General features: G+C 37.9%; 20 protein-coding genes and 1 tRNA gene. 6 read left to right on the forward strand and 15 right to left on the reverse strand.

Translation table 11 applies throughout. The features are described from left to right. Positions 1–45 precede the first annotated feature (45 nt). Positions 46–1,959 carry a DUF3857 domain-containing transglutaminase family protein gene (locus QNI22_RS00770; protein ID WP_314508692.1) on the reverse strand — a complete coding sequence of 638 codons (1,914 nt, stop codon included), beginning with the start codon at positions 1,957–1,959 and terminating at the stop codon, positions 46–48. Positions 1,960–1,976: 17 nt separating this feature from the next. Next, positions 1,977–3,941, reverse strand: coding sequence for a DUF3857 domain-containing protein (locus QNI22_RS00775; protein WP_314508693.1), 1,965 nt, complete (start codon positions 3,939–3,941; stop codon positions 1,977–1,979). A gap of 379 nt (positions 3,942–4,320) precedes the next feature. Between QNI22_RS00775 and QNI22_RS00780 the strand changes: the two genes are divergently transcribed. From QNI22_RS00780 to QNI22_RS00790, 3 genes are all read left to right on the forward strand, one after another. Next, positions 4,321–5,943 carry a S8 family serine peptidase gene (locus QNI22_RS00780; RefSeq protein ID WP_314508695.1) on the forward strand — a complete coding sequence of 541 codons (1,623 nt, stop codon included), beginning with the start codon at positions 4,321–4,323 and terminating at the stop codon, positions 5,941–5,943. A 59-nt stretch (positions 5,944–6,002) separates the two neighbouring features. After that, the gene (locus QNI22_RS00785; RefSeq protein WP_313998491.1) at positions 6,003–6,530 is read left to right on the forward strand and encodes a hypothetical protein; all 528 of its coding nucleotides are present in this window, start codon (positions 6,003–6,005) and stop codon (positions 6,528–6,530) included. Between the two features lie 212 nt (positions 6,531–6,742). Beyond that, positions 6,743–7,123 carry a hypothetical protein gene (locus QNI22_RS00790; protein ID WP_314508696.1) on the forward strand — a complete coding sequence of 127 codons (381 nt, stop codon included), beginning with the start codon at positions 6,743–6,745 and terminating at the stop codon, positions 7,121–7,123. Between the two features lie 113 nt (positions 7,124–7,236). Here the strand turns inward: QNI22_RS00790 and bshB1 are convergent, their stop codons facing one another. The 8 genes from bshB1 to QNI22_RS00830 all read right to left on the reverse strand — a co-directional run bounded on the left by bshB1 (position 7,237) and on the right by QNI22_RS00830 (position 16,542). Further along, positions 7,237–7,953: a bacillithiol biosynthesis deacetylase BshB1 gene (bshB1, locus tag QNI22_RS00795; protein ID WP_314508697.1), complete on the reverse strand. Its 717-nt coding sequence runs from the start codon at positions 7,951–7,953 to the stop codon at positions 7,237–7,239. Between the two features lie 46 nt (positions 7,954–7,999). Continuing rightward, on the reverse strand, positions 8,000–9,004 hold the full coding sequence (locus tag QNI22_RS00800) for a peptidoglycan DD-metalloendopeptidase family protein (protein WP_314508698.1): 1,005 nt from the start codon (positions 9,002–9,004) through the stop codon (positions 8,000–8,002). Positions 9,005–9,209: 205 nt separating this feature from the next. Beyond that, the gene (gene trxB / locus QNI22_RS00805; RefSeq protein WP_314508699.1) at positions 9,210–10,154 is read right to left on the reverse strand and encodes a thioredoxin-disulfide reductase; all 945 of its coding nucleotides are present in this window, start codon (positions 10,152–10,154) and stop codon (positions 9,210–9,212) included. Positions 10,155–10,331: 177 nt separating this feature from the next. After that, entirely contained in the window at positions 10,332–11,195 is an 864-nt protein-coding gene (locus QNI22_RS00810) for a sigma-70 family RNA polymerase sigma factor (RefSeq protein WP_313986102.1), read from the reverse strand. A 376-nt stretch (positions 11,196–11,571) separates the two neighbouring features. Beyond that, the gene (pnp, locus tag QNI22_RS00815; protein WP_314508700.1) at positions 11,572–13,713 is read right to left on the reverse strand and encodes a polyribonucleotide nucleotidyltransferase; all 2,142 of its coding nucleotides are present in this window, start codon (positions 13,711–13,713) and stop codon (positions 11,572–11,574) included. A 326-nt stretch (positions 13,714–14,039) separates the two neighbouring features. Beyond that, positions 14,040–14,315 (reverse strand): 30S ribosomal protein S15, encoded by a 276-nt coding sequence (gene rpsO / locus QNI22_RS00820; protein WP_313986109.1) that lies wholly within the window; start codon positions 14,313–14,315, stop codon positions 14,040–14,042. 126 nt (positions 14,316–14,441) lie between these two features. Further along, positions 14,442–15,953 (reverse strand): LptF/LptG family permease, encoded by a 1,512-nt coding sequence (locus QNI22_RS00825; RefSeq protein WP_314508701.1) that lies wholly within the window; start codon positions 15,951–15,953, stop codon positions 14,442–14,444. A gap of 193 nt (positions 15,954–16,146) precedes the next feature. After that, on the reverse strand, positions 16,147–16,542 hold the full coding sequence (locus tag QNI22_RS00830) for an START-like domain-containing protein (RefSeq protein WP_314508702.1): 396 nt from the start codon (positions 16,540–16,542) through the stop codon (positions 16,147–16,149). Between the two features lie 92 nt (positions 16,543–16,634). Here QNI22_RS00830 and QNI22_RS00835 point away from each other — a divergent pair. Next, positions 16,635–16,708 (forward strand) — tRNA-Met (locus QNI22_RS00835). A gap of 315 nt (positions 16,709–17,023) precedes the next feature. Then, positions 17,024–18,634, forward strand: a complete 1,611-nt coding sequence (locus QNI22_RS00840; RefSeq protein ID WP_314508703.1) for a S8 family peptidase — start codon at positions 17,024–17,026, stop codon at positions 18,632–18,634. 54 nt (positions 18,635–18,688) lie between these two features. Here the strand turns inward: QNI22_RS00840 and QNI22_RS00845 are convergent, their stop codons facing one another. The 5 genes from QNI22_RS00845 to QNI22_RS00865 form a co-directional block, all read right to left on the reverse strand. Further along, complete coding sequence (locus QNI22_RS00845) at positions 18,689–19,393, reverse strand: DUF1003 domain-containing protein (protein ID WP_314508704.1); 705 nt, start codon at positions 19,391–19,393, stop codon at positions 18,689–18,691. An 83-nt stretch (positions 19,394–19,476) separates the two neighbouring features. After that, positions 19,477–19,812: a hypothetical protein gene (locus QNI22_RS00850; protein WP_314508705.1), complete on the reverse strand. Its 336-nt coding sequence runs from the start codon at positions 19,810–19,812 to the stop codon at positions 19,477–19,479. Between the two features lie 88 nt (positions 19,813–19,900). Next, complete coding sequence (locus QNI22_RS00855; RefSeq protein ID WP_314508706.1) at positions 19,901–23,026, reverse strand: efflux RND transporter permease subunit; 3,126 nt, start codon at positions 23,024–23,026, stop codon at positions 19,901–19,903. 168 nt (positions 23,027–23,194) lie between these two features. Further along, complete coding sequence (locus QNI22_RS00860) at positions 23,195–24,274, reverse strand: efflux RND transporter periplasmic adaptor subunit (RefSeq protein WP_314508707.1); 1,080 nt, start codon at positions 24,272–24,274, stop codon at positions 23,195–23,197. A gap of 51 nt (positions 24,275–24,325) precedes the next feature. Further along, entirely contained in the window at positions 24,326–25,639 is a 1,314-nt protein-coding gene (locus QNI22_RS00865; RefSeq protein WP_314508708.1) for a TolC family protein, read from the reverse strand. A 229-nt stretch (positions 25,640–25,868) separates the two neighbouring features. On the opposite strand from QNI22_RS00865, the gene QNI22_RS00870 reads away from it, so the two are divergent. Then, a complete protein-coding gene (locus QNI22_RS00870) occupies positions 25,869–26,693 on the forward strand; it encodes a universal stress protein (protein ID WP_314508709.1) in 825 nt (274 codons plus the stop codon). Positions 26,694–26,790: the final 97 nt, after the last annotated feature.

The following is a 26,790-nucleotide window of genomic DNA, read 5'->3' on the forward strand; positions in this document are numbered from 1 at the left end:
GTTTGCAATATCACAAACACCTTTTTAGATTTCGTTCCGATTCTATCAGGAGCCTTTATTCACTAAAACCATTTGTGTTTTGTCTGCCTTGACAATCTTCTTTCTAAAGTCTACCCACTCATTATAGACACTAGCTGGATATCTCCCCCGATTAACAGTAACACTGCGTATATAGGTAATTTCTCCTTCTTTGGTTTGTAATGAAGACTGATATGTTCCGAATTTCGATTCGATTTTTATTGTTTCTGGTACAAACTCTATCCCGTAGCCTTTAGGCAATTGATAGATAACTGTATCTACATCCTGATAGGCCATACGAAGTACAATCTCATTTTTCCTGTTTTCTATTTTGGGTGGAATATAGGAAGACGCATTCATTACATTAGGGGTAATAAACATGCGTGTACCACTTTTAGATCCACATTTACGTACTGTTAATGATAATTTTTCTGTAACAACAGGAATACGCGCCTTTTTCTCTGTTAAAGAAAATTGATTAATCTCAAAGCTAGGTATATTAATTTTTTTATAAAGAGCTTTTTTCTGGTCTTCTTGATTTTGAGAATTTAAAATATAACTAAGATCTTCCTGTTGCTCTCCATGATAAGCAGCTAATGATTCTACAATAGCATCTCCATTTACATCAAGGTTAACCTGAACTTTTCTGCTGACAAGATTATCTTTAGCTGTGTAGCGTGTAGTATTTACCAGTTTTCCTCCGGTTGGTGTAATTATGAGTGCATGTCTGTTTCCTGTAAAACTTCCTTGATAGCCAAAAGGATTTGTCTGACTAGTACATTCTAACCAGATTGTATCCTTTTCAACAGGAACACATAGAATAGCATGATTAAAGTTAACACGAGAGGAGAAATCAACTAATAAATCAGTTTGCTTTGAACCTGCACCAATAATAGTATAGTAAGATTCGATCCCTATCGCTTTAAGCATCGCCTTAGTATAATTGGATAATGCCTTACAATCTCCATATCCATTTTGAGCTACTGTCTTGGCATCAAAAGGTTGCCAGCCACCAATTCCCATCTGAATACTCACATAGCGTGTATTGGCTTGCAGGTATTCGTAAACCTTTTTTATCTTTTCTACCTTATTTGTTTCTTTTGCTGTAATTTGAGTAATCTGCTGTTTTACATTCTCAGGAAGTTCATCTCTGCCAGCAAGCAATGTACTTTGGAAACGTCCTAAATTTTCCCAGGAAGTCATATTGCCTTTATAACCTGATACTTCAAAGTCAGAAGGAGAGAGATATACCCCAGAGATGATTTCGTCATTAGATGGTGCATTTGGCTCTTCTATAAGTGCAGGAAGGTTTTCCAATGTCCATTTATAGGTAGAAACTTCTCCTGCTGTCTGTACTTGTACAGAGCTGCTCATTTTTTGCTCTTTGTATCGTAATGTGATATTCTTAGGACATAAAACAGTCAGGGTTGCTTTTTCAAGTGAAACATCTTCATCATTTTGAGGAAACCATTGAGGATAATACATTAAATTGGTTGTAACTACCTCAGACGTAAATTCTACTGTATAAGGATATTGTGCATAGGTAAAAGATGCTATCTTAAATTTCATATCAGTATATAGAGAAAATCCATCTGCTGCACTGATATCGCGTATATCTGTTTTTTTTAAGGTTTTTACTTTACTACCTAATGCATCATAAAGAATACCGTCAAATTCAGTAATGCGATTCATCTTGTCATAATACTGAAAATTTCGCGCCATATCTTCGCCCTGCTCATCCAGAATAGTGATCACATAATGTGTTCTTTCAATCGCTTCTCCAACAGATTTGATTGTAAAGGTTGTTTCATGGAGGCGAATAACTGCATGAGCATCTTTCTTAAGAGCTTCAGAGATGGTACTTACAGGATAAACCATCTCTGCATAACTCTGATACATACCTAAAATTGTGAGGATGATCAATAGGAGGTGCTTTTTCATCGTACTATTTTCTTTAATTAGATTTTCTTCAATACAATTTGCTCTGCATGTTTGCTGACAATCTGAGCATATAACTCTCTAAGTGCAGCATATTCTTCAGCATAGAATATGGGTTTTCTTATAGAGATTTTGCTACTTATCTGAATTGTATTTCCGTTAACAGCAGCCATAAATGAAAATCGTCCTGCATTTTCAGGTAGTGCCATTATGGCATTTTTAGGCATTTCCTCCACTTTAAAACCTTCAGGGACAGTAATTGTAGCTACATATGTTCTATCCATTGCGGTTGCAAAGTCCACCGGAAATTTTCTTTCTTGATGCTTAAACGGATTGTCAGTTAAGGCTTCACTAAGTAGTGGTTTTAAATAGATAATATTTCCAGCCTTTTGACTTGCATCACCCATCGTTAATTCATATTTCTCACTAAAAGCTTCTGCATACTTATCAAGGTTGATGAGATCTATTTTGGATATTTGCCAGGTAGGATGCTCTTTTTTCAGATTTTCGGTATGTTTATCCTTCCCAATTGCAATTATTTCTTTACGGTGTGTCCATGCATCATAACCAGCCAATGATTTTTCTATCTTACCACTTAATTCTCCATCTTCATTGATAGCCATTTGGACATTTATGAGTTGTGATGCTCTTTCTTTAGGGTCTAATGCAATCCAGTCTCCACCTTTTGAATCAATCAGTCTTCCTATACCGTTGAGACATCTGGTTGGTAACATTCCCGGGGATATATGTTCATCTGTAGCGTCTAGTAATATTGAATTCTCTCCGAGCTGTACATGAGCTATAACATAATTGAACTTAGAAATTGTAGCATAAAAGGGGAGTATTTTCCCATTTTCTCTAGTGCTAAGTAAAACGGGTTTAGCATCTAAACCAATTTCTTTTAGCATAGCAATCAACAAAAGGTTAATGTCAGCAGTTGTACCACTATGAGTTTCATACGCTTTTTTAGTTGCATCACTATATACATCTTCTACTTCATTCCATTTGATAGATTTTCGTACAAAATCGTAACTAGCAATAGCTTGAGCTAAAGGCTCTTTATTTTCACTCTTAATTTTGGCTATAAATTCTTTTACAAATCCGGTTTTTTTGATTTGTCCTCCAAAACTTTCGTCTGTCAACATATTCTCACATATGCTGGTCCAGTTGTTAGAAAATGATTTATATGATACACCAGGAACTGAAATATTTGCTAACTCAAACTCTATTTTGGAGACATAATCATCTATAGTAGTTATATATGGTTCTTCTTTGAGTGCAGGAACATCTTTAAATACCCAACGATAATTTTTTCCTGATACATTTGTTGTACCAAAAGATACATTTGCTGGCTCTGTTTTTGAAATGTGTGGGGCTTCATAGCCAGACATTTGTAATTTATAAGACAAATACTCAGGAATGGATGCCCGATATTCACTCCAAATAACAGGAATTTCTTTTTGGAACGTCCAATTATGAAATTCATACCAAAAATCAGAAACTGTTGTATAAGTGTATTCAATTACAGAACCTTCCTTGACATTGGGTAACGTGAATTTCTGAAAATAAAGATTCTTGCTTTTCTTTTCTGAGAAAACTGCTTCTTTACTCATCTTTTCTTTTATTATCTCTCCATTCTGTAAATTGTAGGTAACTCCTTTCAGATCCATAATTTTTACTTCGGCTCCCGTACTTTTCAAAAATGGTATTATCCCATCTGCCCAGCTATATCCTGATTTCTTTAAGATTTTAATTCTTACAATTCTCTCAAATTGAATCTGTAGATTATTATTAAAAAAAGCTTTCCCATAATCGCACAATACAACAGCATCTGCACTAGTATCTTTGTCATATGATTTCATTTGAAGATCTGCCAATTCTATCTTGCCAAACTTTATAGGATCTGCTTGTGCAAATGTTAGATGGATTGAGACTACTGACAGGGCAACATACCAGAGGCATTGAATAAAAAAACGGTGTTTCATAAATAGTAAATTGAAGTTTAAATGTAAGAGGGGGTGGGGTAGAAGCTTATAGTGTAATTGTTAAAAGCAAACATCAGTAAGGGTTGAGAGTAGAAAACCTACATTAATAAGAATATAGATAATAGGTAAACATAGTAACCTGCAAAATTTATTAAAACAATTCATATTTCCAATATGTATTTATTTTGCAGAATGTAAGATTTGTTGATAAAGCTAGACACAGAGGTTAAAGGAGCCTTCACGTAAACATTTAGCTAAAATGCTAAGGTTAGTTTGTAAATAGAGTAGTGTATAGTTCTTTTTAGTACTTTTATAAAGTGAGCAATTTTATTTATCTTTTTTGCTTTATTTTGTTTTTATGTTATCCAGATATATAGTCTTGTACTTTTTTTGTTGTCAATTTTTTATAGGCTTTGAAGGCTTCTCTCAACAGAAAAAGTATTTTATAGAATTTATAGATAAGAAAAATTCACCGTATTCTCTTTCAAAGCCTTTAGAGTTTCTTAGTCAGAGGTCTATTGATCGAAGGGAACGTCAGAGCATTGCTTTATCAGAACGAGACCTTCCTGTTAATCCTGTTTATATACAACAAATACGTCAATTAGGAGCTGTAATTTGGTATTCTTCCAGATGGATGAATGGAGTATTACTAGAGGCAGATGCATCTACTTTAGATCAGATAACAAAATTAGCCTTTGTGAAGCCTGTTACGGATGAAAACCGGCTGAATAACCGTTTGCTAATACCGGAAAACCGTAGTGGAAAAATAGAAGCAACAAAACAAACTGCTACAATAGATTATGGTAGTGCAACTCGTCAGAATAGAATGCTGGGTATTGATAAAATGCATGAAGTTGGGTTCGCTGGAAAAGATGTACACATTGCAGTGATGGATGGTGGATTTTATCAGGCAAATGCAATGAATGTGTTTGGACATCTTTATGAAAACCAGCAATTATTGGGGACATATGATTTTGTGAGAAAGCAGGAGAATGTATATGACCGAAGTAGTCATGGTTCAGAAGTATTATCAGTGATAGCTGCAAATAGTCCAGGAACAATGGTCGGACCTGCCTATGATGCTTCATTCTGGTTACTTAGAACAGAAAATGAAGATAGTGAATATCGACTTGAAGAAGTAAATTGGCTTATTGCTGCCGAATTTGCTGATAGTGTGGGCGTCGATATTATTAATACATCCTTGGGCTATAACTATTTTGATGATGCTTCCATGGATTATCTTCCTGAACAGATGGATGGCAAAACGGCACTAATTACCCGTGCCGCGAATATGGCAGCTGCAACCGGAATGTTGGTTGTTGTAAGTGCTGGCAATGAAGGCTCGTCCTGGTGGAGAACATTATCGGCTCCTGCAGATGCTGATTCTGTCCTGGCTGTAGCTGCTGTGGATAATTCGGAGTTGCGTGCTTCTTTCAGTTCGATAGGAAAAATAATAGGGGGGAGTACTATCAAACCCAATGTAGCAGCTCAAGGAGTCGGTACAGTGGTGATGACACCTTCAAACTCTCTTGGTACCGATAATGGAACTTCACTAGCAACGCCACTTATTACAGGGCTGGCTGCAGGATTATGGCAAGCATTTCCTGATCTGACTAATATGCAATTGCTGGATTTTATTCAGCGCTCGGGAAGCCAGGCAGAACGACCAGATACATTGTTAGGTTATGGAGTTCCAGATTTTACTATTGTCTCAGAATTAATCCGAAAAGAAACCGACCCTAATGCACCTATCGGATATTTATCTCCTAATCCCGTTACTTCAAATGAAGTTATGCTGAGAGTAAATATAACTCATCTGGATAAACCAATAAACATTGAGTTCTTTGATGTACAAGGACGAAGGATTTATACTCATACAATTGCGAATCCTGTATCTGAGAATAGTGTAAGAATCTCTCCGGATATATTTAGAATGGGATTGTACATCGTGAAAATATATAATTCAGATAGTCAGGTGGTTACTCGCCTGGTTAGACTGTAGTCGCAACTTTACCCCTTCTTTTTCGTAGCAATGGCAGTATCTAATCAAGCTATTGTTTTATGAAAAAATTATTATGGACAATCGGGCTGTTTTCTCTCTTTACAATTAATACTATTTGTGGTCAGACAGGTCATGGCGCTGCAATGGCGGGAGGCGGCCTTAGACTTTTCTTTCCAAAGAACTCTGATAACTTCACTATGGAGTTCAATCCCAGACTTGGCTTTTTTGTAGCGAATAATATAGCTGTTGGTGGCATATTACCTGTCACAATAAATCGTACTGGAAATACCCGCATCTCTTCTGTTGGCCTAAAGCCTTTTGGACGATTTTATCTTGGAAGTTCGCAGTTAAAATTGTTTTTGGAAGGACGATTTGGATTAGAACATTTCACCGCAAAAGAAGTTTCTACAGATCGTCGAATCAATCAGTATGATGATATCTCTGTAGGTTTTGGAGCAGGGTTAGCTGCTTTCCTTAATAAACATGTAGCCTTAGAACCACAGGTGAGTTATGATGTGTACAATCGGAATACAGCACAGTATGCGGGTGTAACAGTTTCTGTTGCTTTACAAGTATACTTCCCATAGGTACAAGTATACAGAATGATTTCTTTCCTGATGTCATGGCTTAGTCTATACTTTCTATGCGAACGTCTGCACTATTGTTTAGTATGTCTATTCATAAAACTGTCTATCATTTTGTATGTTATTTTTAGGGTATAAGTAATGCCTTTTCTATAACAACTACTGATATGATAACAAAAAGATGTTTCCAATTTATTTTACTCCTTTTATGTTATATGAATATCCTGGCTGGTTTTGCTCAAGTACCAGTAGGGTTTGGTCCTCCTCCGGATATGGAGATGAACCAGCCTCCAACGCCAACAGAAATGGCTGAACAGGAAAGTAAATGGATGAAAAAGAAACTTAACCTAAGCAAGCAACAGTATGAAAATGTAAGTGCCTTAAATCTGGTTTATGCAAATATCCGTTCTGAAAAGATGACAGCACGAATAGGACAATGGCAAACTGGACAACTGCCTTCACAAGATGAAATGCAAAAGATGAGAGAAGACGACCAGAAGTTAGAACAGGAAAAAGAGGCAAAGCTGAAGGGTATTCTTACAATAGAGCAATGGGAAACCTACCAGAAAAAAAAGAAAAATATGCCTCAGATATAGGAATGGCCCCATCTGCTGGTAGTATGCCGGGTAATCCATAACATAAAAACTCCCAAGGTAGTACAAAGTTTACCTTAAGAGTTTTCAATAGCAAATCTATTTTGTAGCGTATATTACTTCAAATCAAAGAGATTAGCCACCCCTGGTGTACGGTGTGTTGTAAATCCTTCTCCATACAATACACCTATCCGATGGCCAAATTCTATTGCTCTGGCTTTCTGAAAATCCAGAAACTCAGGTTTGGAAATATGTGTAATAGGCTCACTACTTGAAGGATTAAAAAATTGAGTGCCGAATGCTTTTATAGAAGCTTCTTTTTTATCCCAGTAGGAGGAAATATCAACAATGATATCAGGTTCAATATAGGTATCCTGGATAACATGATAAACAATCTTAGGGCGCCATGCCGATTGAGAAATGCCATTGTCAACTGTTTCAACTTTGGCTAATCCAGACAAAAAGCAACTGTCTCGTACTAGCTGGGCTGCTCTTCCATGGTCACAATGTCTGTCTGTAATGGCATTAGTAAGTACAATTTCTGGTTGGTATTTGCGTATGGCACGAATAACCTCTAGTTGATATTCTTTTGTGTTTTCAAAAAAACCATCTGGTAGTCCCAGATTTTCTCGTACATCCAGTTGTAGAATAGCAGCAGATGCTGCTGCTTCTTGTTTGCGTATTTCCGGGGTGCCCCGAGTTCCTAGTTCGCCTCTGGTCAAGTCTACAATACCTATTTTTTTGCCTAGTGCTGCGTGAGCCAATAAAGTTCCGGAACAGGCAAGCTCTGCATCATCAGGATGAGCTACTATTGCCAGAATATCAATTTTCATAAAGTATCTGCTTGCGCTTCTTGTATTTTCTTGGGATGTTATGTCTTTATCGTACTCTTAATCGCTGACCTGCGCGTATTGTTTTGCTACGCAGGTGGTTTAGTTTCATTAGTTTGGAAACGGTTGTTCCATGACGACTTGCTATTCCCCCCAATGTATCTCCTCTCCGCACTCTATAGTAAACAAGCCTTCTTACCATTGCTGACTTTTTCTGACCTATATAAGAGAAATGCTGAGGTAATAAATAAAAGTATTGTTGTCTCAATTTTTCTCCCATATAATCATACAATACATCAGAATTAAATGCGTTTCCCTGATAGCGAACTTCATAGTGAAGATGAGGACCAGAGCTTCTTCCTGTACTTCCACCCAGACCAATTATATCTCCTGCTTTCACTAACTGACCTACTTCTACCAATTGCTTACTCATATGACCATAAAGAGTTTCTAATCCATTGTAATGGCGCAATAATACGAAGTATCCCCAACCACCTGCTTCATAACGCACAATCCGTACAATTCCATCAAATGCAGCACGAATTGTATCACCTGTATTTAAGTCCAGATCTGTACCGTAATGCCATCTATAACCCCTAGAACCAAAATTAGAGTTAACTTTGGTATGAGTAAGTGGTAATGCCCAAAGCTGGCTTTGGGTTTCATCATAAAGCTGTATCTCTACACTGTCATCAAAATCTTTTGGATCAATTCCATAGGGATCTACATTTCGGGAATCCCAGACAGAATAGTATTCTGCGATTTTAATCCATGAAGAATCTACCCGCACCTCTTCCGTTACTTCTACGACACTTAATTCGCCTTCATCTATATCTGTGGTATCCTCACTGACTACAGTGGGCCTGCGTTGAGGGTCAAAGCCAGGATGGTGTTTAGCCGGAGCTTCCTGTATTTCAGAAGGGATATCTTTTACTGTATCTTTTTTTTCTGTGGGCGCTTTTTTATTGAGAGGTTTGGTAAACTTATCACCTTCTTGTGCCAATGCCCATGAAATACAGAATAGAGTAAAAAGAAAACTAATGAAAAAACGCATGATATATATATAAGCAGCTTGTCAATAGAGAAAGCTGGGCTTGTTTCAATGAATGAATAGTGAACCTGCTAAAAACGAAAGAAGCGTCGAAATAGTATTTTATACGTAACAAATTAATTAGTAATTCCTTTAAGCATATAGTATCAAGGAATATTTAGTATGTCTCTAGTTGTAATACAAATAGTATGATTAGAAAATCCTACTATTACAGACCTTTTGAGACAAGATAACGTTCTGCATCCAACGCTGCCATACAGCCCGTTCCTGCAGCTGTAACAGCCTGTCTATAAATATTATCTTGTACATCTCCACAGGCAAATACACCCTCTACATTAGTACGGGTACTTCCTTTCTCTGTAATGATATATCCACTATCATCCATTTCCAAATAAGGCTTAAATATATCAGAATTAGGTTGATGTCCTATTGCGACAAAGAAACCTTTAATAGCTATATCTTTCAATTCTCCGGTTTTTACATTTTTTACGCGAACGGCTTCAACTGCATGTTCTCCTAAGATCTCCTCAGTTTCTGAATTCCATAAGATTTCGATATTGGGAGTATTTTTAACTTTTTCCTGCATAATTACTGATGCCCGCATTTGATCTTTGCGAATCAGCATATATACTTTATTACAGATTTTAGCCAGATAAGTAGCTTCCTCACAGGCAGTATCACCTGCTCCAATAATAGCTACATCCAGTCCCCGATAAAAGAAACCATCACATACAGCACAGGCTGAAACTCCAAAGCCATTTAATCTTTTTTCAGAAGGTAAGCCCAGCCATTTAGCGGATGCTCCTGTCGAAATAATGATAGTTTCTGCTTCTATGGTATGTGTATCATCTATAATGACTTTTCTGGCGCTATTAGAAAAATCGACACTTGTCGCAAGGCCAAAACGAATATCTGTCCCAAAACGAGCTGCTTGCTTCTGAAAATCATCCATCATTGTCGGACCCATAATCCCATCTGGATAACCTGGAAAGTTTTCGACATCATTGGTAATCATCAATTGTCCACCAGGCTGCAGGCCTTGATATAACACAGGTTTAAGACCAGCACGTGCAGCATAGATGGCAGCTGTATATCCGGCAGGACCGGAGCCTATAATCAGGCATTGTACTTTTTCAATAGTAGTATTATCCATAAGTGTAAATGACTGTTTTTGTTAACTCCATAACAAAAACGAGCACCAAAGTTGCATAAAACAGAGGAGATGTGCAAAAATAGTATCTCTATAAAACAGAAAACCTCCAATATGGAGGTTTTCTGTTTTATGTAAGAACAAAAATAAAGTTGATTTTCAATCTACTACTATACTGTATTAACCCAGATATGGTTTCAATGCTTTGCTGCGTGATGTATGACGCAAACGACGAATTGCTTTTTCTTTAATCTGACGTACACGTTCCCGTGTTAAATTAAATTTCTCACCAATCTCTTCCAGTGTCATGGAATGCTCACCATTTAATCCAAAGTAAAGTGTAATTACATCCGCTTCACGTTGAGTTAGAGTAGATAAAGCTCTTTGTACTTCTCTACGTAATGAATCATTAATTAAACCTGCATCTGGAGTATCTTCGCTGTCGTTTTCCAGCACATCTAATAAGCTATTTTCTTCACCTTGTACAAATGGCGCATCCATAGATACATGGCGACCACTTATTTTCAGTGTATCAATAACCTCATTTGTTGGTACTTCCAATACTTCTGCTAATTCTTCTGGTGAAGGTTCACGTTCGTATTTCTGTTCTAATTCAGAGAATGTTTTAGATATTTTATTTAAAGAGCCTACACGGTTTAATGGTAAACGAACAATCCGTGATTGTTCTGCAAGTGCCTGTAGAATAGACTGTCGTATCCACCATACGGCATACGAAATAAATTTAAAACCACGAGTTTCATCGAAACGTTGCGCTGCCTTAATAAGGCCCAGGTTTCCTTCATTAATCAAATCGCCTAGCGATAAGCCTTGATTCTGGTATTGTTTTGCTACTGAAACTACGAAACGTAAGTTGGCTTTCGTAAGTTTTTCTAAGGCTAATTGATCGCCTTCCCGAATACGTTTTGCCAATTCAACTTCCTCGTCTGGGGTAAGCAAATCCACTTTACCAATCTCTTGTAGATATTTATCCAAAGATTGGCTTTCGCGGTTTGTAATTTGCTTGCTAATTTTTAGCTGTCTCATTCTGAAATTGTATATTTTTAAGTAGCCTGCGTTAAATTACCTGATTTTTAAACGTCTGACCTAAGCCAAAAGTTCCGTTTTTAGTAGTATTTATTTTGAGGATATATGTATGATTTACAATCAATATATATCTTCATTTGATTAGTATGGAATCCTTTTATAAGGAAACACAAAATAAAATATATTTACAGACTATAGAATGTACTGATCAAGCAAACTTTAGACTACTACTTTCTGATGATCATATTATCGCTATATTTTCATTTATATACTAAGAAAAAACAGTATTGTATGAATTCTTAAAATACAAATAAAAACAGGCATTCTTTGTTACTATCGAAAGAAAATATTTTGTGTCTCCATAATACTAAATTTTTTATGACTGAGCTGGCTTTCCTTCAGGTTTTGGTAACAAAACTTTTCGGGACAAACGATATTTACCAGTTTTCTTATCAATCTCTACCAATTTAACTTTTACTTCTTCGCCAACTTCCATTACCCCTTCCATTGATTCCAAGCGATCCCATTTAATTTCAGATATGTGTAGCAAGCCATCTTTACCAGGTAAAAATTCAACAAATGCGCCAAATGGCATAATAGTTTTTACCTTGCCATCATATACTTCTCCAATTTCAGGAACTGCAACAATACCTTTTACTCGACTAACCGCTTTTTTCATCGACTCGTCATTTGTTGCGAAGATATTAACATATCCGGCATTGTCTTTTTCTTCAATAACTACTGTAGCTCCTGATTCTTTTTGGATTTCCTGCACTACTTTACCTCCTGGCCCAATAACTGCACCTATCTGGTTTTGCTCAATTCTGATTGTTACAGAACGAGGTGCATGTGGTTTCATCTCCGGACGAGGTTCACTAATAGTTTGATTCATTATTCCGAGAATATGTAACCGCCCTTTTTTTGCCTGAGACAATGCCTGAGCTAAAACTTCGTAAGAAAGTCCATCTACTTTGATATCCATCTGACAGGCTGTGATCCCTTCTGCTGTGCCCGTTACTTTAAAGTCCATATCTCCCAGGTGATCTTCATCTCCCAGAATATCAGAAAGTACAGTATATTTTCCTGTCTTGCTATCTGAGATCATACCCATTGCAATACCAGAAACTGGTCCTTTGATTTTTACACCTGCATCCATAAGAGCTAAACTACCAGCACATACCGTAGCCATTGATGATGAACCATTAGATTCCAGAATATCAGAAACAACACGTATCGTATATGGGTTTTCATCCTCTGGAGGCAACACCTGCTTTAATGCGCGGAATGCAAGGTTACCATGTCCAACTTCACGTCGTCCTGGTGCCCTATTAGGTTTTACTTCACCAGTAGAAAAACCAGGGAAGTTATAGTGTAACATGAATTTCTGATAACCAGATAACATTACACTGTCAATAATTTGTTCATCTAATTTGGTTCCAAGTGTTACTGTCGTCAGAGATTGTGTTTCTCCACGGGTGAAGACAGATGAACCATGAGGGGAGGGAAGATAATCAACTTCGCACCAGATAGGACGAATTTCATCAGGTTTACGACCGTCCAGACGCTTGTTTTCGTTCAATGCAAGATTCCGGGCTGCATCTTTCTCAATATCGTGATAATATTTTCCAACTAACGCCAAATCAATAGTATGATCCTCTGGCAAAGAAGCAATATACTCATCCTTTATGGCTTTAAATGCTTCACTTCTACCATGTTTGTTTGCATTACCTGACTGAGCCACTGCATATACTTTATCATACAATAACTCATAAAGTTTAGCTTTGAGTTCGGGATCATTTACTTCGTGAGAATATGTACGTTTTTCAGTCTTGCCGACTTCTGCTTCCAGTTCTTTTTGAGCCTGAATTTGTATTCTAATAGCCTCATGTGCTGTCTTTAATCCTTCAAGGATTTCTTCTTCCGATACCTCTTCACATGATCCTTCCACCATTAAAATATCTCTTGCTGAAGCAGCTACTACCAGGTCCATACGTGCATTCTTAAGCTGAGTGCTGGTTGGATTAATTAAATATTGACCATCAACCTGTGCTACACGTACTTCAGAAATAGGACCATTGAAAGGAATATCTGATACGGCTAGTGCAGCAGATGCTGCTAGGCCTGCCAGAGCATCAGGTTGTACTTCAGCATCTGCAGAAATTAAAAATATATTTATTTGAACATCTGCATGAAAATCATCCGGAAACATTGGCCGGATTGCCCGGTCTACCAGACGGCTGATTAAGATTTCATTGTCAGATAATTTTCCTTCACGACGTAGGAAACCACCAGGAATTTTACCTGCTGAGGCAAACTTTTCTTGATAATCAACAGAAAGGGGTAAAAAATCAACGCCAGCCTTTGCTTCCTGATTGGCAACAACTGTTGCCAGTAACATTGCATTACCTTGTCGTACAACGACTGAACCATCAGCTTGTTTTGCGAGTTTACCAGTTTCTATCGTTATTTTTTGCCCGTTGGGCATTTCAAATGTCTTGGTGATTACGTTGGGATACATATGTATTATCAAATCAAAATTCAAAATATTTGCAACTATTGTGTGTATAAATACTGAAACTAATCATAACTTCCTATTATTGAGAAAAGTAGATTGTTCCTTCATTATATTTCGTAAAAAAATCTGCCATTGAAAGGCAGGTTTGGAGTGGCACCGATGGGAGAGAGACAATCAAGTCGGTGAGATATTAACTATTTTATTGATACTATTCCGCTTTAAATTTTATGGCTGCTTCTGTTGTGTTTAGGCATACACTAACCATTGACTTGCTAATGGCAAAAGAACGAAAAAAGGGAACTGCCCTTTGGTAAGTTCCCTTTGATGGCTTATTTTCTTATATTTAGCTCACCAATGATAGCACGATATCTTTCGATATCTACTTTTTGAAGATAATCTAGTAATCTTCTTCTTTTACCAACCAGTTTCAACAAACCCAGACGAGTATCGTAGTCTTTTTTGTGAGTCTTAAGATGCTCGGTCAGGTGATTGATACGGTAAGTAAACAGTGCAATTTGTGCTTCTGGAGAACCGGTGTCAGTTGTCTTCTTCGCTTGTCCGTACTGCGCAAACAGTTCTTGTTTTTTTTCTAAAGTTAAATACATTTTGTTTTTGCTTAAAATACTTATAATTTTTTAACAAAGAATGCCTATGCCAAAACAGACGGCAAAGATAGAAATATACTAATGTAAATACAAAGAATAATATAAAATAATTTGTAAGAGAAAGCTCTACAACTGAGGAACCTCTTCATTTTTCTCCTCTGGTTTTAACTGAGGCAGAGATGATTTATCTGTTTTTTTGAAACGTGAGATAAATTTATTAAACGCAATTTTGTAAATGTCCGCATCAAACAATCGAGAGTCGTTGCGTGCTTGTCTTAGGAAAAACAAGCCAATCATAAATAGAACAAAGTCTGCCAGCCATGCTCCATATGGTATCTCCATCACACCTTCTCGTGCCCATTTTTCGCCCATTAAGGTTAATACATAAAATAAGATAAAGAATCCTATAGAGACAAGAACAGGCACTCCCAGCCCCCCTTTACGAATGATTGAGCCTAAAGGTGCTCCTATTAAAAACATAGCCAGACAGGCTACAGATTGAGTAAATCGGCGGTGTCGTTCAATGGCAAAGATTCTATATTCTTTTTGTGCACTTTCCTGTTGATATTTACCTCCATCCAGATTGCTCTTTACATTACGTGCCTGATTAATAGCTGTTTCAATAATGCTTACCTTTTTATAAGGAGGATCTTGCAGATGGGCACGTTCTGTTGAGTCTGCCCAATTAGTAGATCCATTGGTTAGTTTTATTTTTTGAGAAACGTTTGAGTTGAGCTGTTTTAAATGGTGGTAATAATATTGAGAAACTCCCGTCTCTGTGTTATGGATTTCTTTTTCGAGTTTTTTGTTCAAAGAATCTGCAGACTCCCGTAGTTCTTTGAAGTTTTTCATCAAGCGATCGTACTTGAACAATGAGGTAGGCGTTGTGTCCATTTCAAACGAAGCCAAACTAAAGACCATCTTTGTTCGTTTGAAGATATTGCGTATAAATTGTGCTTTTTGATCGCGACGATTGCTAGCTCCCTGATCATCATAAATAGTACCGTTAAATAACTCGAAAACGAGATATTTGCCATTCATGATGTTATACATTTGTGCTGAATCTGCAAGAATTAAACGCGAGTTTCCGTGACCTTGACTATGATCGTAGATCATAAGTTCTTTCATGCTTTTACCATCTGGAAATTTCTTATTGGCTTTTATACTTACTCCTTCAAGACCACTATAGAAAATCCCCTCTTTAATAGATAGAGAAGGCTTTTTTTGCCGTATATCATATAATAGGCTATAGGCTCTCAGATTGGCTTTGGGTACAATATTATTGTTAAACCAGAACGCAAATAAAGTCAATCCTACTGCGAAAATAAATACCGGTTGTAAGGCACGTAGCAAAGAAATACCTGAACTCTTAATGGCTGTTAACTCATTATATTCACCCAGGTTTCCAAATGCAATCAAGGAAGAAAGGAGAATCGAAAGAGGAAAGGCGACTGTTGAAGTATTAATACTGAAATAAAAGAGAAGTTTTATATAAACCAGAAAAGACAATCCCTTACCTACAATCTCATCAAAATACTTGACTAATGTCTGAGTTACAAATATAAAAACAACTACAGCAAAGGTAAGTACAAAAGGACCAAGAAACGCTTTTAATACCAAAATGTGTATCTTCTTCATAACTACTATGCTTTTATTGTTCTGCAGTATTTTAGACGGGATAATTTTTACACAGGAAATAGTTTTTAGAGTTTCCTCAAAAACTGTACCTGAGTTTGAAAAGCAAAGTAATATCTAATGATTTGTAAAAACTATACTTCGCACGTCATTATTTAGTAACCGAACAATAAAAGATTGGAAAATTGACTCTTATTTAACCACCCACAGTTTCTTTTAAAGATGCTATCAGATTTTCCCAAAGTTCCTGAAGATCTTCTTCTTCAGCCATCTCTGAATAATCTGTGATCTTTACAAAGGATGACTGGGTTAACTCATTCTGATCGAATTTAAACTCAATGTAATTTGGGTCTGTAGATTCTTTTCCATCATCATCCAGAAACTCAAACTTAACATAACGGTTTAAACGTTGGGCTGCAATTTTTGCGTAATGAGGGCGATTGTCCCACTGAAAGCTGAATATTTTTTCACCATCTATGGAAACATCATCAGCAAACCATTGAGCCAAACCGGCAGGGGTAGTAAAGTAGGAAAAAAGCATTTTGGGAGATGCTTTCATCTCGTACTCAACTGAGAATTTAAATTTCTCCATTTGTAAAAGATTTAGTGCCAGGTATTATTGCAAATATTGAAAAAAAAATTTGTAAATTAAAATAAAAACTTCATACCTTTGTGACCCAATTCGGCGAGGTAGCTCAGTTGGTTAGAGCACAGGATTCATAACCCTGAGGCCACGGGTTCAACTCCCGTCCTCGCTACTCATTCAAGAACGCCCTGTAAGCAGCAGCTTATGGGGCTTTTTTTTTCATTTCCGGCAAGTTGCTAAAATTATTTAATTATGCTAGACTTTCAGATATTTTTTCATTGACTGTTCAGTAGCATAGTTAGTGTGTTAGTAGTAACTCAATGAGCTCCTGTAGGATATGTGATAAAGTCTTTGGGTATAATGTAAAAGCATTACCTTTGTACATCTTTAAACAAGACTTTTTTGTCAGTTTTACTTCTTTGAAGAATGCATTTGCATGAGATTTGTTCATAACTAAAATTATGTCTCATTAATTATTTTCTTTTATATGATAAGAATAAATATCCGGAGAGTTGCTCAGCCTATCATTTTAGCAGCTTTACTTAGTGGCTCTGGGTTTGCACAATCAGCAGATACCGAAAAAAAAGCTCCTGAAAATTGGTTCAATCTGGATCCGACTGCGGATAAGGTATATGGAGTAAGTACAGAGAAAGTATATCAGGAACTTTTGAAAGGGCGTACTGCAAAGCCAGTGATTGTTGCTGTGATTGATGGAGGAGTGGATGTAAATCATGAGGATTTAAAATCAGTGATATGGACAAATCCCAAAGAAATACCAAACAATGGAAAAGATGATGATAAGAATGGCTATATAGATGATGTATACGGCTGGGATTTCATTGGTGGGAAAGATAGTAGTGTGCATTATGACAATCTGGAGTTGACACGTTTATACCGTTCCATGTTGCCTAAGTTTGAGAAAGCAGATACTACTAAGTTTTCTGAGGCCGACAAGAAAGAATATGCACGCTTCAAAGAGATCAGTGTTGCCTATGAGAAAGAGGCAAAAGAATCGCAGGGAAACTATTTTGGCTATCAGATGATGATGGATGGTGTAGAAAAAATGAAAGGTAAAATAGGTAAAGAAACTATTGCATTAGCTGATGTGCAGGCATACAAACCAACAGATCCGGTATCGGAACAAGTAAAACAGATTGTAGAGAATGCACTGGCAAGTGGCGTAACATTTAATGAGTTGGTTGGGCAATTGAAAGAGGCTATTGATTATTTTGAAGCTAAAGCAAAGTATCATACCAATCTTGAGTATGATCCACGTAGCATTGTAGGAGACAATTATGCGGATGCCAAAGAAAAAATATATGGTAACAATGATGTCGTAGGACCTGATGCAGATCATGGTACACACGTAGCGGGTATTATTGCTGCTGTTCGGGACAATAACCTGGGAATCAAAGGGGTTTCAAATGCTACTAAAATAATGGTTCTGCGAGTGGTTCCGAATGGAGATGAACGGGATAAAGATGTGGCTAATTCAATCCGGTATGCTACTGATAATGGCGCTAAAGTAATTAATATGAGTTTTGGGAAAAGCTATTCCTGGAATAAAGGTGTGGTAGACGAAGCTGTAAAATATGCTGCATCCAAAGATGTATTACTGATTCATGCTGCTGGTAATGATTCACAAAACAATGATGAGGCAGATAATTTTCCGAATGACGAAGATGATAACGCCAAGGAAATTGTGAATAACTGGGTGGAAGTAGGAGCTTCTTCCTGGAAACCTGGTGAGCAGGGAATAGGTGATTTTAGTAATTATGGAAAAAATTCAGTAGATGTATTTGCTCCTGGTGTAGCTATTCATTCCACTACTCCCGGATCCAAATATGCTGATCATAACGGCACAAGTATGGCAGCACCGGTAGTTTCAGGTGTGGCTGCTTTGATTCGGGCTTACTATCCTAAATTAAAAGCGGCACAGGTTAAAGAAATTTTAATGAAATCAGCTCTTCCTTATAAAGAGAAAGTGTTAGTGCCTGGTTCTGAAGGACAAACAGCAAATTTGTCGGACTTGAGTAAGACAGGAGGAATTGTAAATGCGTATGAGGCATTAAAAATGGCTCAGAAAATGGCTAAATAATCAGGAGATCTGAATAAAATCTATGGAGCTGTACTCAATTGAGTACAGCTTTTTTTAATCTGTACTCTTCTTTTTCATTAATTGCTCAAGCATATCTACCTGAAATTGCTGTAATTCCAACAGTTTTTGCCCCTGATGCATGAGCAGGTGATCTACTTTTTCATGCAAGAGGCGTATCTCCAGTTCTGCCTTTAAATTTACCTGGTAATCATATTGGGATCGTAATCTGTCTTTTGCTTCCTGTCTGTTTTGACTCATCATGATGATGGGAGCCTGAATAGCTGCCAGACAGGATAATATCAGATTTAATAGAATAAATGGATATGGATCAAATGGTTTATGGTATAAAACAAAAACGTTAACTCCCATCCATACAAACAGGAAGGAGAAGAAAATGATGATAAATGTCCAGCTTCCTCCAAAATCTGCTACTTTGTCCGCAATCTTATCTCCCAGAGTCAGTTGCTGATCGCTTTCTACATCTACATTTCTTGAAAGAACTTCCGTATTACGTATACTCTCAATTACCTTTTCATCCAGTTTGTTTAGCCTCCCTTTTTCATCGGCTAATAGCTGTCGAATGTATTGATTTCTGTATTTGTTTAGCTCTTCAACTGCAATATATCCTTTGGGTAACCAATCGGGATGTTTTTCCTGTATGAGTTTGAGTATGTTAGGATGTATAGAGTGGACAGACGCCAGTTTTTCAATAGGTAGATTCTTCCCTGTAAGCTGACAATGGTTGGAGGTAGGCTTCATACAGAATAAATGAGTACAGAATAATAAGTGTAAATCTGATAAATAATAGAATGGGTTCTATGCAAAGTCTGATGTTGCCTGAATTATTCAAATTTCCTGTTAAATATACGTAATCGTATTGCAAAAATCTTTTGCAGCAAATTGCCAACCAATGTAGGACGTTCTGGGATACTTCTATGAGGACTTTTCCAGCCAATACGGAAAATGATTCTGGGATTGTTGGAACGCGATTTATATTTTTTTTGTGAGGGAATAAACAACTCTGGTACTTTCTGGTTGTCAACGGCACTTAACTGCATGAGATCATACTTAAAACTGGTAAGAGGCTGGTAGGATACCTGGTAAGTACAAGAGTCTTGTTGTGCATAGGTGAAAGAACTTAACAGACAAACCATATATAGTAAACAGGGAACTTTCATTCGTATTCTACAGATAAAATTGTATACAAATAAAAACTGGATACAGGAAGTCTTCTCCTATATCCAGCCTTGACCTTGAAAGTAGATATCAGACTTGTTTAAGCTGTTTTCTTTCTTCTTTCTTGCGAATTTTTCGACCATAAATCAGGTTAAATATTGCCGGTAATATAAGCAGTACCAGAATGGTTGCTGATATCAGACCTCCAATTACAACTACAGCAAGTGGTTTCTGGGTTTCAGAGCCAATCCCTGTAGAAATAGCTGCTGGCAAAAGACCGAGACTTGCCATCAGTGCTGTCATTACAACAGGTCTGAGCCGGCTAATGGCTCCTTCGCGAACTGCATCTTTGAGGAGCATGCCATTTTTCAGATTCTCATGGAAGATATTCACAAGAATTACGCCATTCTGCACCGAGACCCCAAATAACGCAATAAATCCAACGCCTGCTGAGATACTAAAGTTAATTCCTGTCAAAAGTAATGCAAGAATTCCACCAATCAATGCGAAGGGAACGTTTAACAAGATAACGGTTGCATCTGTAGTACTGCCAAAGGCGAAGAAGAGGATCAGGAAAATCATAACAATAGAAATCGGTACCACTACGGATAATCGTTTGGTTGCTCGTTGCTGGTTTTCAAATTCTCCTGCCCATTTTACTTTATAACCTTGGGGAAGCTTTATTTGCTGTGCTACACGTTGTTGTGCATCGGCAATGGTACTTCCTAAATCTCTGCCCCGAACAGAAAATTTGACAGCGATAAACCGGGCATTACTTTCCCGATATACAAAGGCTGGTCCGGCTACATTGCGCAAATGCGAGATTTCTTTAAGAGGGATTTTTGATCCGGTACGTGTTGGCACCAATAGATCTTCAATCTTTTCTTCTGAAAAACGATAGGCTTCATCATAACGTACTTTTATATCAAAGCGTTTTTCATCCTCATAGAATGTACTGACTGTTTTACCACCTACAGCCATTTCTATTACAGACTGGCAAGCTTCTGTACTGACATTATAAAGAGCCATTTTCTGCTGATCCAACTCGATTCTGAATTCAGGTTGCCCTAGGTTTTTGACAATGCCCAGATCTTCTACACCTGGAACTTTCGCCAGAATGTCAAAAACATTTTTTGCTTGTGTATCCAGGTATTTAAGGTCATTGCCAATAATCTTAACGGCCATCGAGCCTTTGACACCTGATACCGCTTCTTCTACATTGTCAGAAATAGGCTGAGAGAAACCGAAGGTAACGCCCTTATAAGGCTTTAGCTTCTCCTGCATCTGGGCTACGAGTTCATCTTTGGTAATATCCCGTTTCCATTCTTCTTTGGGATACAGGTCCACAAAGAACTCCGCATTAAAGAATCCGGTTGGGTCTGTACCATCATTCGGACGTCCTGTCTGACTCATTACACCACGTACTTCCGGAAAGCTCTTGAAGATCTGACGTATCTGACGGGTAAAGTGATAGCTATCGTCCAGATTGATGGATAATGGCATACTGGCACGTACATATACAGATCCTTCATTGAGGTGTGGCAAAAATTCAGAGCCGACAAAGCGGAACAGGAATAATGAGGTTGCCAGAATAACTACAGCGATGGAAATGCTTCGCTTAGGGAATTTTAAAACTTTATCCAGAGCTGGAACATACAGTCGGTTCAGAAAGTTAACAAACGGATTATTTTTCTCCCGGACATTTTTATTCAAAAGCACATGGGTTAGCATGGGAATCAGGGTGAGACTGATGATCAATGCACCCAATAAGGCAAAACCTAATGTATAAGCGAGAGGCGAAAACATCTTACCCTCTACTTTCTGGAAAGAGAATATAGGTAATAAGGCTGTAATGATGATCAGCTTGGCAATAAAGATGGATTTTCCCATCTCAGTTGCTGTCTTCGAAATCCAGCCCATTTTAGCGCGTTTGTTAAAGGCTTCTTTGCCAAGTTCATGGGATTTATGGGCCAGCATTACAAATATCCCTTCTACCATCACCACAGCTCCATCAATGATAATCCCGAAGTCAATTGCTCCAATTGACAGCAAGTTGGCACTCATACCCTTGATACGCATACAGATGAAGGCAAATAAAAGGGCTAACGGAATAACAATGGCTACTGTAACAGTTGTACGCCAGTCAGCCAGGAAGATGAGCAGAATAAATGTTACCAGCAAAATACCCACTACCACGTTTTCCGAAACAGTGTGCATGGTATGGTTATTTAGCGTGGTACGGTCGTAGAAAACGTTAATTTTAACATCTTTGGGCAATACATAGTTATTCAGTTCATCAATCTTTTCATGCAAGGCCTGTAGTACTTCTCCTGGATTTTCACCCTTGCGCATAAGAATAATCCCTTCCAGTACATCATCTTTGGTGTCACGCCCTGCCATACCTAGGCGTGGCTGATAGCTTTCTTTGACAGTAGCAACATCTTTTATTTTAATAGGGGCATTATTGACGTTGTCTATGATCACATTTTCTACATCTTCAATTTTGGTTAAAAGCCCAATACTTCGTACCACAAACGCCTGATTACCTCGTTTGATTACATCACCACCTACGTTGATATTGCTTTTGCCTAAGGCATCGAAAACATCCAGTGCGGAGAATCCATAGTTGGCAAGTAATTTAGGGTTTACACTTACCTCAATGGTTTTTACCCGGCCTCCAAAGCTTACAACATCTGCGATGCCAGGCACAGATTTAAATTGTTTGTCGAGCGTCCAGTCCTGAATGGTTTTCAGTTCTGTAATATCTTTGGTTTTACTTTCCAGCGTATAACGATAAATCTCACCAGTAGGACCAGATGGAGGTTGTATTTCCGAATCTGCTCCAGCAGGTAGGTCTACGTTGGCAAGTCGATTGGCTACCTCTACACGCGCATTAAAATTGTCTACGCCATCTTCAAAAATCAGCGTAACAACTGAGAGACCAAATAGAGAAATAGAACGAAGAGATGTCTTTTTGGGAATCACATTCATCTCTGTTTCTATAGGTATAGTCACAAAACGTTCTACTTCCTCAGAGCTTCTTCCTCTCCACTGGGTGATAATGATAACGTTGGTATTGGTGACATCTGGGAAAGCTTCAATGGGAGTATTGACAAAGCTGACCACTCCACCTACAATGAGTAGGAGGGTAGCAAAAATGACAAAAAACTTATTTTTGAGGGAGAACTTGATAACTCCTTTGATGAACTTATTCATACTTCAGCATGGAATGTATGTGTATAGATAGATGAAACCTTGACTAATTTGAGACACATCAACTACTATAAAACAGTGATAGGTATTTAGAAAAGGCATGAGCATAGAAGGGAGCCCTCAGGCTCATTACTTAATACAATCAATTGAAATGAATTATTTGATTGATAGTTAGCTATTTAGCTCGTTGAAGAGCAGTAGACTGCCTTCGGTTACGATGGTGTCCCCTGGTTTAATATCTCCTTTCAGAAAGGCCTTTTGGGAGGTATTTTTTAGTATCTCAACTCTGCGCTTTTCATATTTCCCATCTTTGGTAATGATGACGAAATAATCATCGTTGTCAAAGACAACAGCTTTTAACGGCACAGCAAGCATTTTTTCATCCTGGGTGAGTTGAAGATGCACAGTAGCAAACATATCAGGTTTCAGCAGACCGTCAGTATTATCAATCTCAACGCGTACTTTCATCACCCGTGAGCTCTGATCCAGTACATTGGAAATATTGGATATTTTTCCTGTGAAGGTTTTATCCGGATAGGATAATGTTTTGATGGTAACTTCCTGTCCCTGCTTCACAGAGGCTATGTCGGTTTCATATACATTAGCAAGTACCCATACCTTTTTCAAATTAGAGATAACAAACAAAGGCTCAGAATTATCGGGTCGTAATTCCTGACCCGTATTCACATTTTTTTCTACGATATAACCGGCTATAGGGGCTTTTACAACAAAATAAGGTTTGTCTGACTTGGTAGCTCCTCCATAAATGCGAAGAACTTCGCGACTGCGGGAGGCTTCTTGCTCTGCTTTTTCTTTTTCCTTTTTAGCTGTCAGATAATCTGTTTCAGAAGCAAAACCTGACTTGTATAACGTTTCTGCATTCTGAAGACTTTTCTGAGCCAATTCCAGATTGGCTTTGTCTACTTCATAATCTTTTATGTAATTGGTTACGTCGGCACTTTTAATCACTGCCAGTTCCTGTCCCTGTTGCACATACATACCAAGCTGAGGCTTTACAGTTTCTACATTGCCACTAACCAGCGGGAATACTCGTACGACATTACTTTCGTCAAAGGAAATTTCACCATTTAATACCAGTTCTGCTTCAGCATTGGTATAACTAACCACTGCTGTCTTATAAATGGTACTGGTTGTTTGTTCATCTGTATCTTTTTCTGTTTGCTGTGGTGCTTGAGGCTTACTACAAGCAGCTAACACTAGCATTGACACAAAAATGAAATATCTGTTCATATAGGTAGGATGGATAAAGTCAGGATTGAACCAGAGTTATAAATAAGTGGTTTAGAAAACTTTGGTATTGGTTACAAAGTTGAGATACTGTTGAGACTGAAACACTGTATTTTGCAGGTCAATCAGTTTAAGACTTGCTTGCTTGTATGTCCGGATCTTATCCAGATAGTCTAGCAGGTTGATGGTGCGTTGATTGTAGTTTTTAGTTGCCTCTGCACTGATATTTTTCAGACTTTCCCGATAGGTGGCTGGGATTTCTTCATTTAGCTGGTTTATCTGAACAAACTTCTCATACGCGTTCATAACCTCGTTTTGTACCGTTATCTGCTGACTTTCAACAGACTTTTTTGCACTTTCCAGTTGGAGTTGGGCTACCTGAATATTTCCCTGATTTCTGTTGAAAACGGGCAGATCCATAGCTACACTTAATCCGGTATAGTTCATAAACGCACTCGCATACTTGTCAAATGTAAGTCCTGCTACCAGATCTGGGGTCCGACGGGCTTTTTCATACACCAGACTCTGATGTGCATTGTTTACCTGTTCCTGAGATAGACTTACATCCGGTCGGTTGGTCAAGGCTGAGTCCATAACGGTTTTCAGTTGTGGCAAGGTAATAACCGAAGGCACCACTTCTGTTGGCTTGATAAATACTATATCTTTTTGAGCTAAAAATGTACGAAGCGTAGTCTCTTCATCTGAGATACGACCTTGCAGATTTAAAATGTCTGATTGAATGCTCCTGAGTTCAGCTTCGAGCCGTGTCACTTCATACGCTGAGATACCTCCTTTACTCAAAAGCTGCTGCATTACATTGACCAGTGACTTCTGCTGCTTTTCTTCATTGCGAAGTAGAGTATACGATTGCATATCAAAATACAGACTGGCATAGCTGGAATGAAGCTGATAACGTAGGTTGCGTAGTAAATCTTCGAATGCCAGAGATTGTAAGTTTTTATTGCTTTCGGCCAGTAGAACTAACTTACTGCGTTTGCCTGCTGTATAAATCAGTTGTTGCAACTGAAGGGTGATAGAGCCTTTATTGTACTGTGATGCTGCTATATCGGCAGCCGAATTCTTGCCATATTGGAAGAATTTACCTGTTTGAGGGTTATAAAAATTACTTTCTACAAAAAAGTTTGGATTGGCCCAGAGTTTGGATTGACGGATATTGGCTTCCGCAATATTGATATTATACTTTTGAGCTAATAGAAGGTAGTTCTTAGTGAGAAAGATATTTTCGGCTTCTTGTAAAGATAGGGTTAATGTATCACTTGTCAGAGAAGGGGTTTGACTCCATGCACTTCCCAATATGCAGATCCATAGGATGGATGCTACTATCCATTTCTTATTCAAATTGGACATAATTTATAATCATTTTGCTTGGGACAAATGTCTGAGAGTTGGATTAAACGGGTATTAAGGCCGAATTAAAAGGTGATTAAAAGATATAGATGCTATTCTGAAGCAGCTAATAAGGCGCTGATTGAGATATATCAGGCGTTGTATTGAGGGTTATCATACATTACCCGGAAAAGTCTGAGTAGGTTTGTCTGTCGGAATTATTGTATTGAACTACTAGACTATAGAGGCCATGAAAAAAATACTTGTACCAACTGATTTTTCGGATCATGCACACCAGGCATTGCTGTATGCCGCAAAGATTGCTAAGGTAACAAAGGCAGAAATTGTGGTTGTACATGCCTATCACTTTTTGTCTGCAGATCCTCTGTTTTCACAAAGTATGTATGAAACGGCAATTGACAATATGGCAAAACAGGCACAGTCTATAATGAATGAATATGCAAAGCGTGTTGCAGATCTTATTGAGGTACCTTGTTTTTTTGAGACAAAGATGGGATTGGCAGCAGATGTGATTATTGCAGAATTTCAGGCCAAACGAGCGGATATAGTGATAATGGGGACACGGGGTGCAAATGGAGTTTTAGGAAATGTGTTGGGCAGTGTTACATCGGCTGTAATAGAGGGACATACAGTACCCGTCCTGGCTGTACCTAATAGTAATATTGGGAATTTTAATACGATTGTTTTTGGAACCGATTATGCTGAAATCCGAAACCCGGAAACGCTACGTCCTATGATAGACCTGGCAAAGTCGTATGGATCGCATATACATATTTTGAATGCAAGCTTTGTACCTGGTCATGAGGATTCAGACTATGCAGGTGAAGAGCAACTGGAACGCTTATTTGAAAATCTTAAAATTTGTTTTGATTACACCTGTGAAGAGGATGTAGAAAAGGCTTTACTGGATTGTATGAAACAGGATAGTGCGTCTCTGCTAGTTATGATTGCACATGACAGAGGATTCCTGAAAGGATTATTTCATTCCAGTAAAACACGTAGTATGGCGCTTCATGGACATGTCCCTTTGCTTGTATTACCTGAGTTATACTAGGTATGCTATATGATGCATAAGCCCATTTTCTTTCATAATTCTGATAAAATACATGGAAGAAAATGGGCTCCGTAAATGGTACTAAAATAGAGGAAAA

Source organism: Xanthocytophaga agilis, assembly GCF_030068605.1.
Taxonomy (GTDB): Bacteria; Bacteroidota; Bacteroidia; order Cytophagales; family 172606-1; genus Xanthocytophaga; species Xanthocytophaga agilis.

Coding starts and splice junctions, on each gene's coding strand:
- QNI22_RS00770 (WP_314508692.1), bottom strand. CDS start 1,959: ATGAAAAAGCACCTCCTATTGATCATCCTCACAATTTTAGGTATGTAT.
- QNI22_RS00775 (WP_314508693.1), bottom strand. CDS start 3,941: ATGAAACACCGTTTTTTTATTCAATGCCTCTGGTATGTTGCCCTGTCA.
- QNI22_RS00785 (WP_313998491.1), top strand. CDS start 6,003: ATGAAAAAATTATTATGGACAATCGGGCTGTTTTCTCTCTTTACAATT.
- QNI22_RS00790 (WP_314508696.1), top strand. CDS start 6,743: ATGAATATCCTGGCTGGTTTTGCTCAAGTACCAGTAGGGTTTGGTCCT.
- bshB1 (WP_314508697.1), bottom strand. CDS start 7,953: ATGAAAATTGATATTCTGGCAATAGTAGCTCATCCTGATGATGCAGAG.
- QNI22_RS00800 (WP_314508698.1), bottom strand. CDS start 9,004: ATGCGTTTTTTCATTAGTTTTCTTTTTACTCTATTCTGTATTTCATGG.
- trxB (WP_314508699.1), bottom strand. CDS start 10,154: ATGGATAATACTACTATTGAAAAAGTACAATGCCTGATTATAGGCTCC.
- QNI22_RS00810 (WP_313986102.1), bottom strand. CDS start 11,195: ATGAGACAGCTAAAAATTAGCAAGCAAATTACAAACCGCGAAAGCCAA.
- pnp (WP_314508700.1), bottom strand. CDS start 13,713: ATGTATCCCAACGTAATCACCAAGACATTTGAAATGCCCAACGGGCAA.
- rpsO (WP_313986109.1), bottom strand. CDS start 14,315: ATGTATTTAACTTTAGAAAAAAAACAAGAACTGTTTGCGCAGTACGGA.
- QNI22_RS00825 (WP_314508701.1), bottom strand. CDS start 15,953: ATGAAGAAGATACACATTTTGGTATTAAAAGCGTTTCTTGGTCCTTTT.
- QNI22_RS00830 (WP_314508702.1), bottom strand. CDS start 16,542: ATGGAGAAATTTAAATTCTCAGTTGAGTACGAGATGAAAGCATCTCCC.
- QNI22_RS00840 (WP_314508703.1), top strand. CDS start 17,024: ATGATAAGAATAAATATCCGGAGAGTTGCTCAGCCTATCATTTTAGCA.
- QNI22_RS00845 (WP_314508704.1), bottom strand. CDS start 19,393: ATGAAGCCTACCTCCAACCATTGTCAGCTTACAGGGAAGAATCTACCT.
- QNI22_RS00850 (WP_314508705.1), bottom strand. CDS start 19,812: ATGAAAGTTCCCTGTTTACTATATATGGTTTGTCTGTTAAGTTCTTTC.
- QNI22_RS00855 (WP_314508706.1), bottom strand. CDS start 23,026: ATGAATAAGTTCATCAAAGGAGTTATCAAGTTCTCCCTCAAAAATAAG.
- QNI22_RS00860 (WP_314508707.1), bottom strand. CDS start 24,274: ATGAACAGATATTTCATTTTTGTGTCAATGCTAGTGTTAGCTGCTTGT.
- QNI22_RS00865 (WP_314508708.1), bottom strand. CDS start 25,639: ATGTCCAATTTGAATAAGAAATGGATAGTAGCATCCATCCTATGGATC.
- QNI22_RS00870 (WP_314508709.1), top strand. CDS start 25,869: ATGAAAAAAATACTTGTACCAACTGATTTTTCGGATCATGCACACCAG.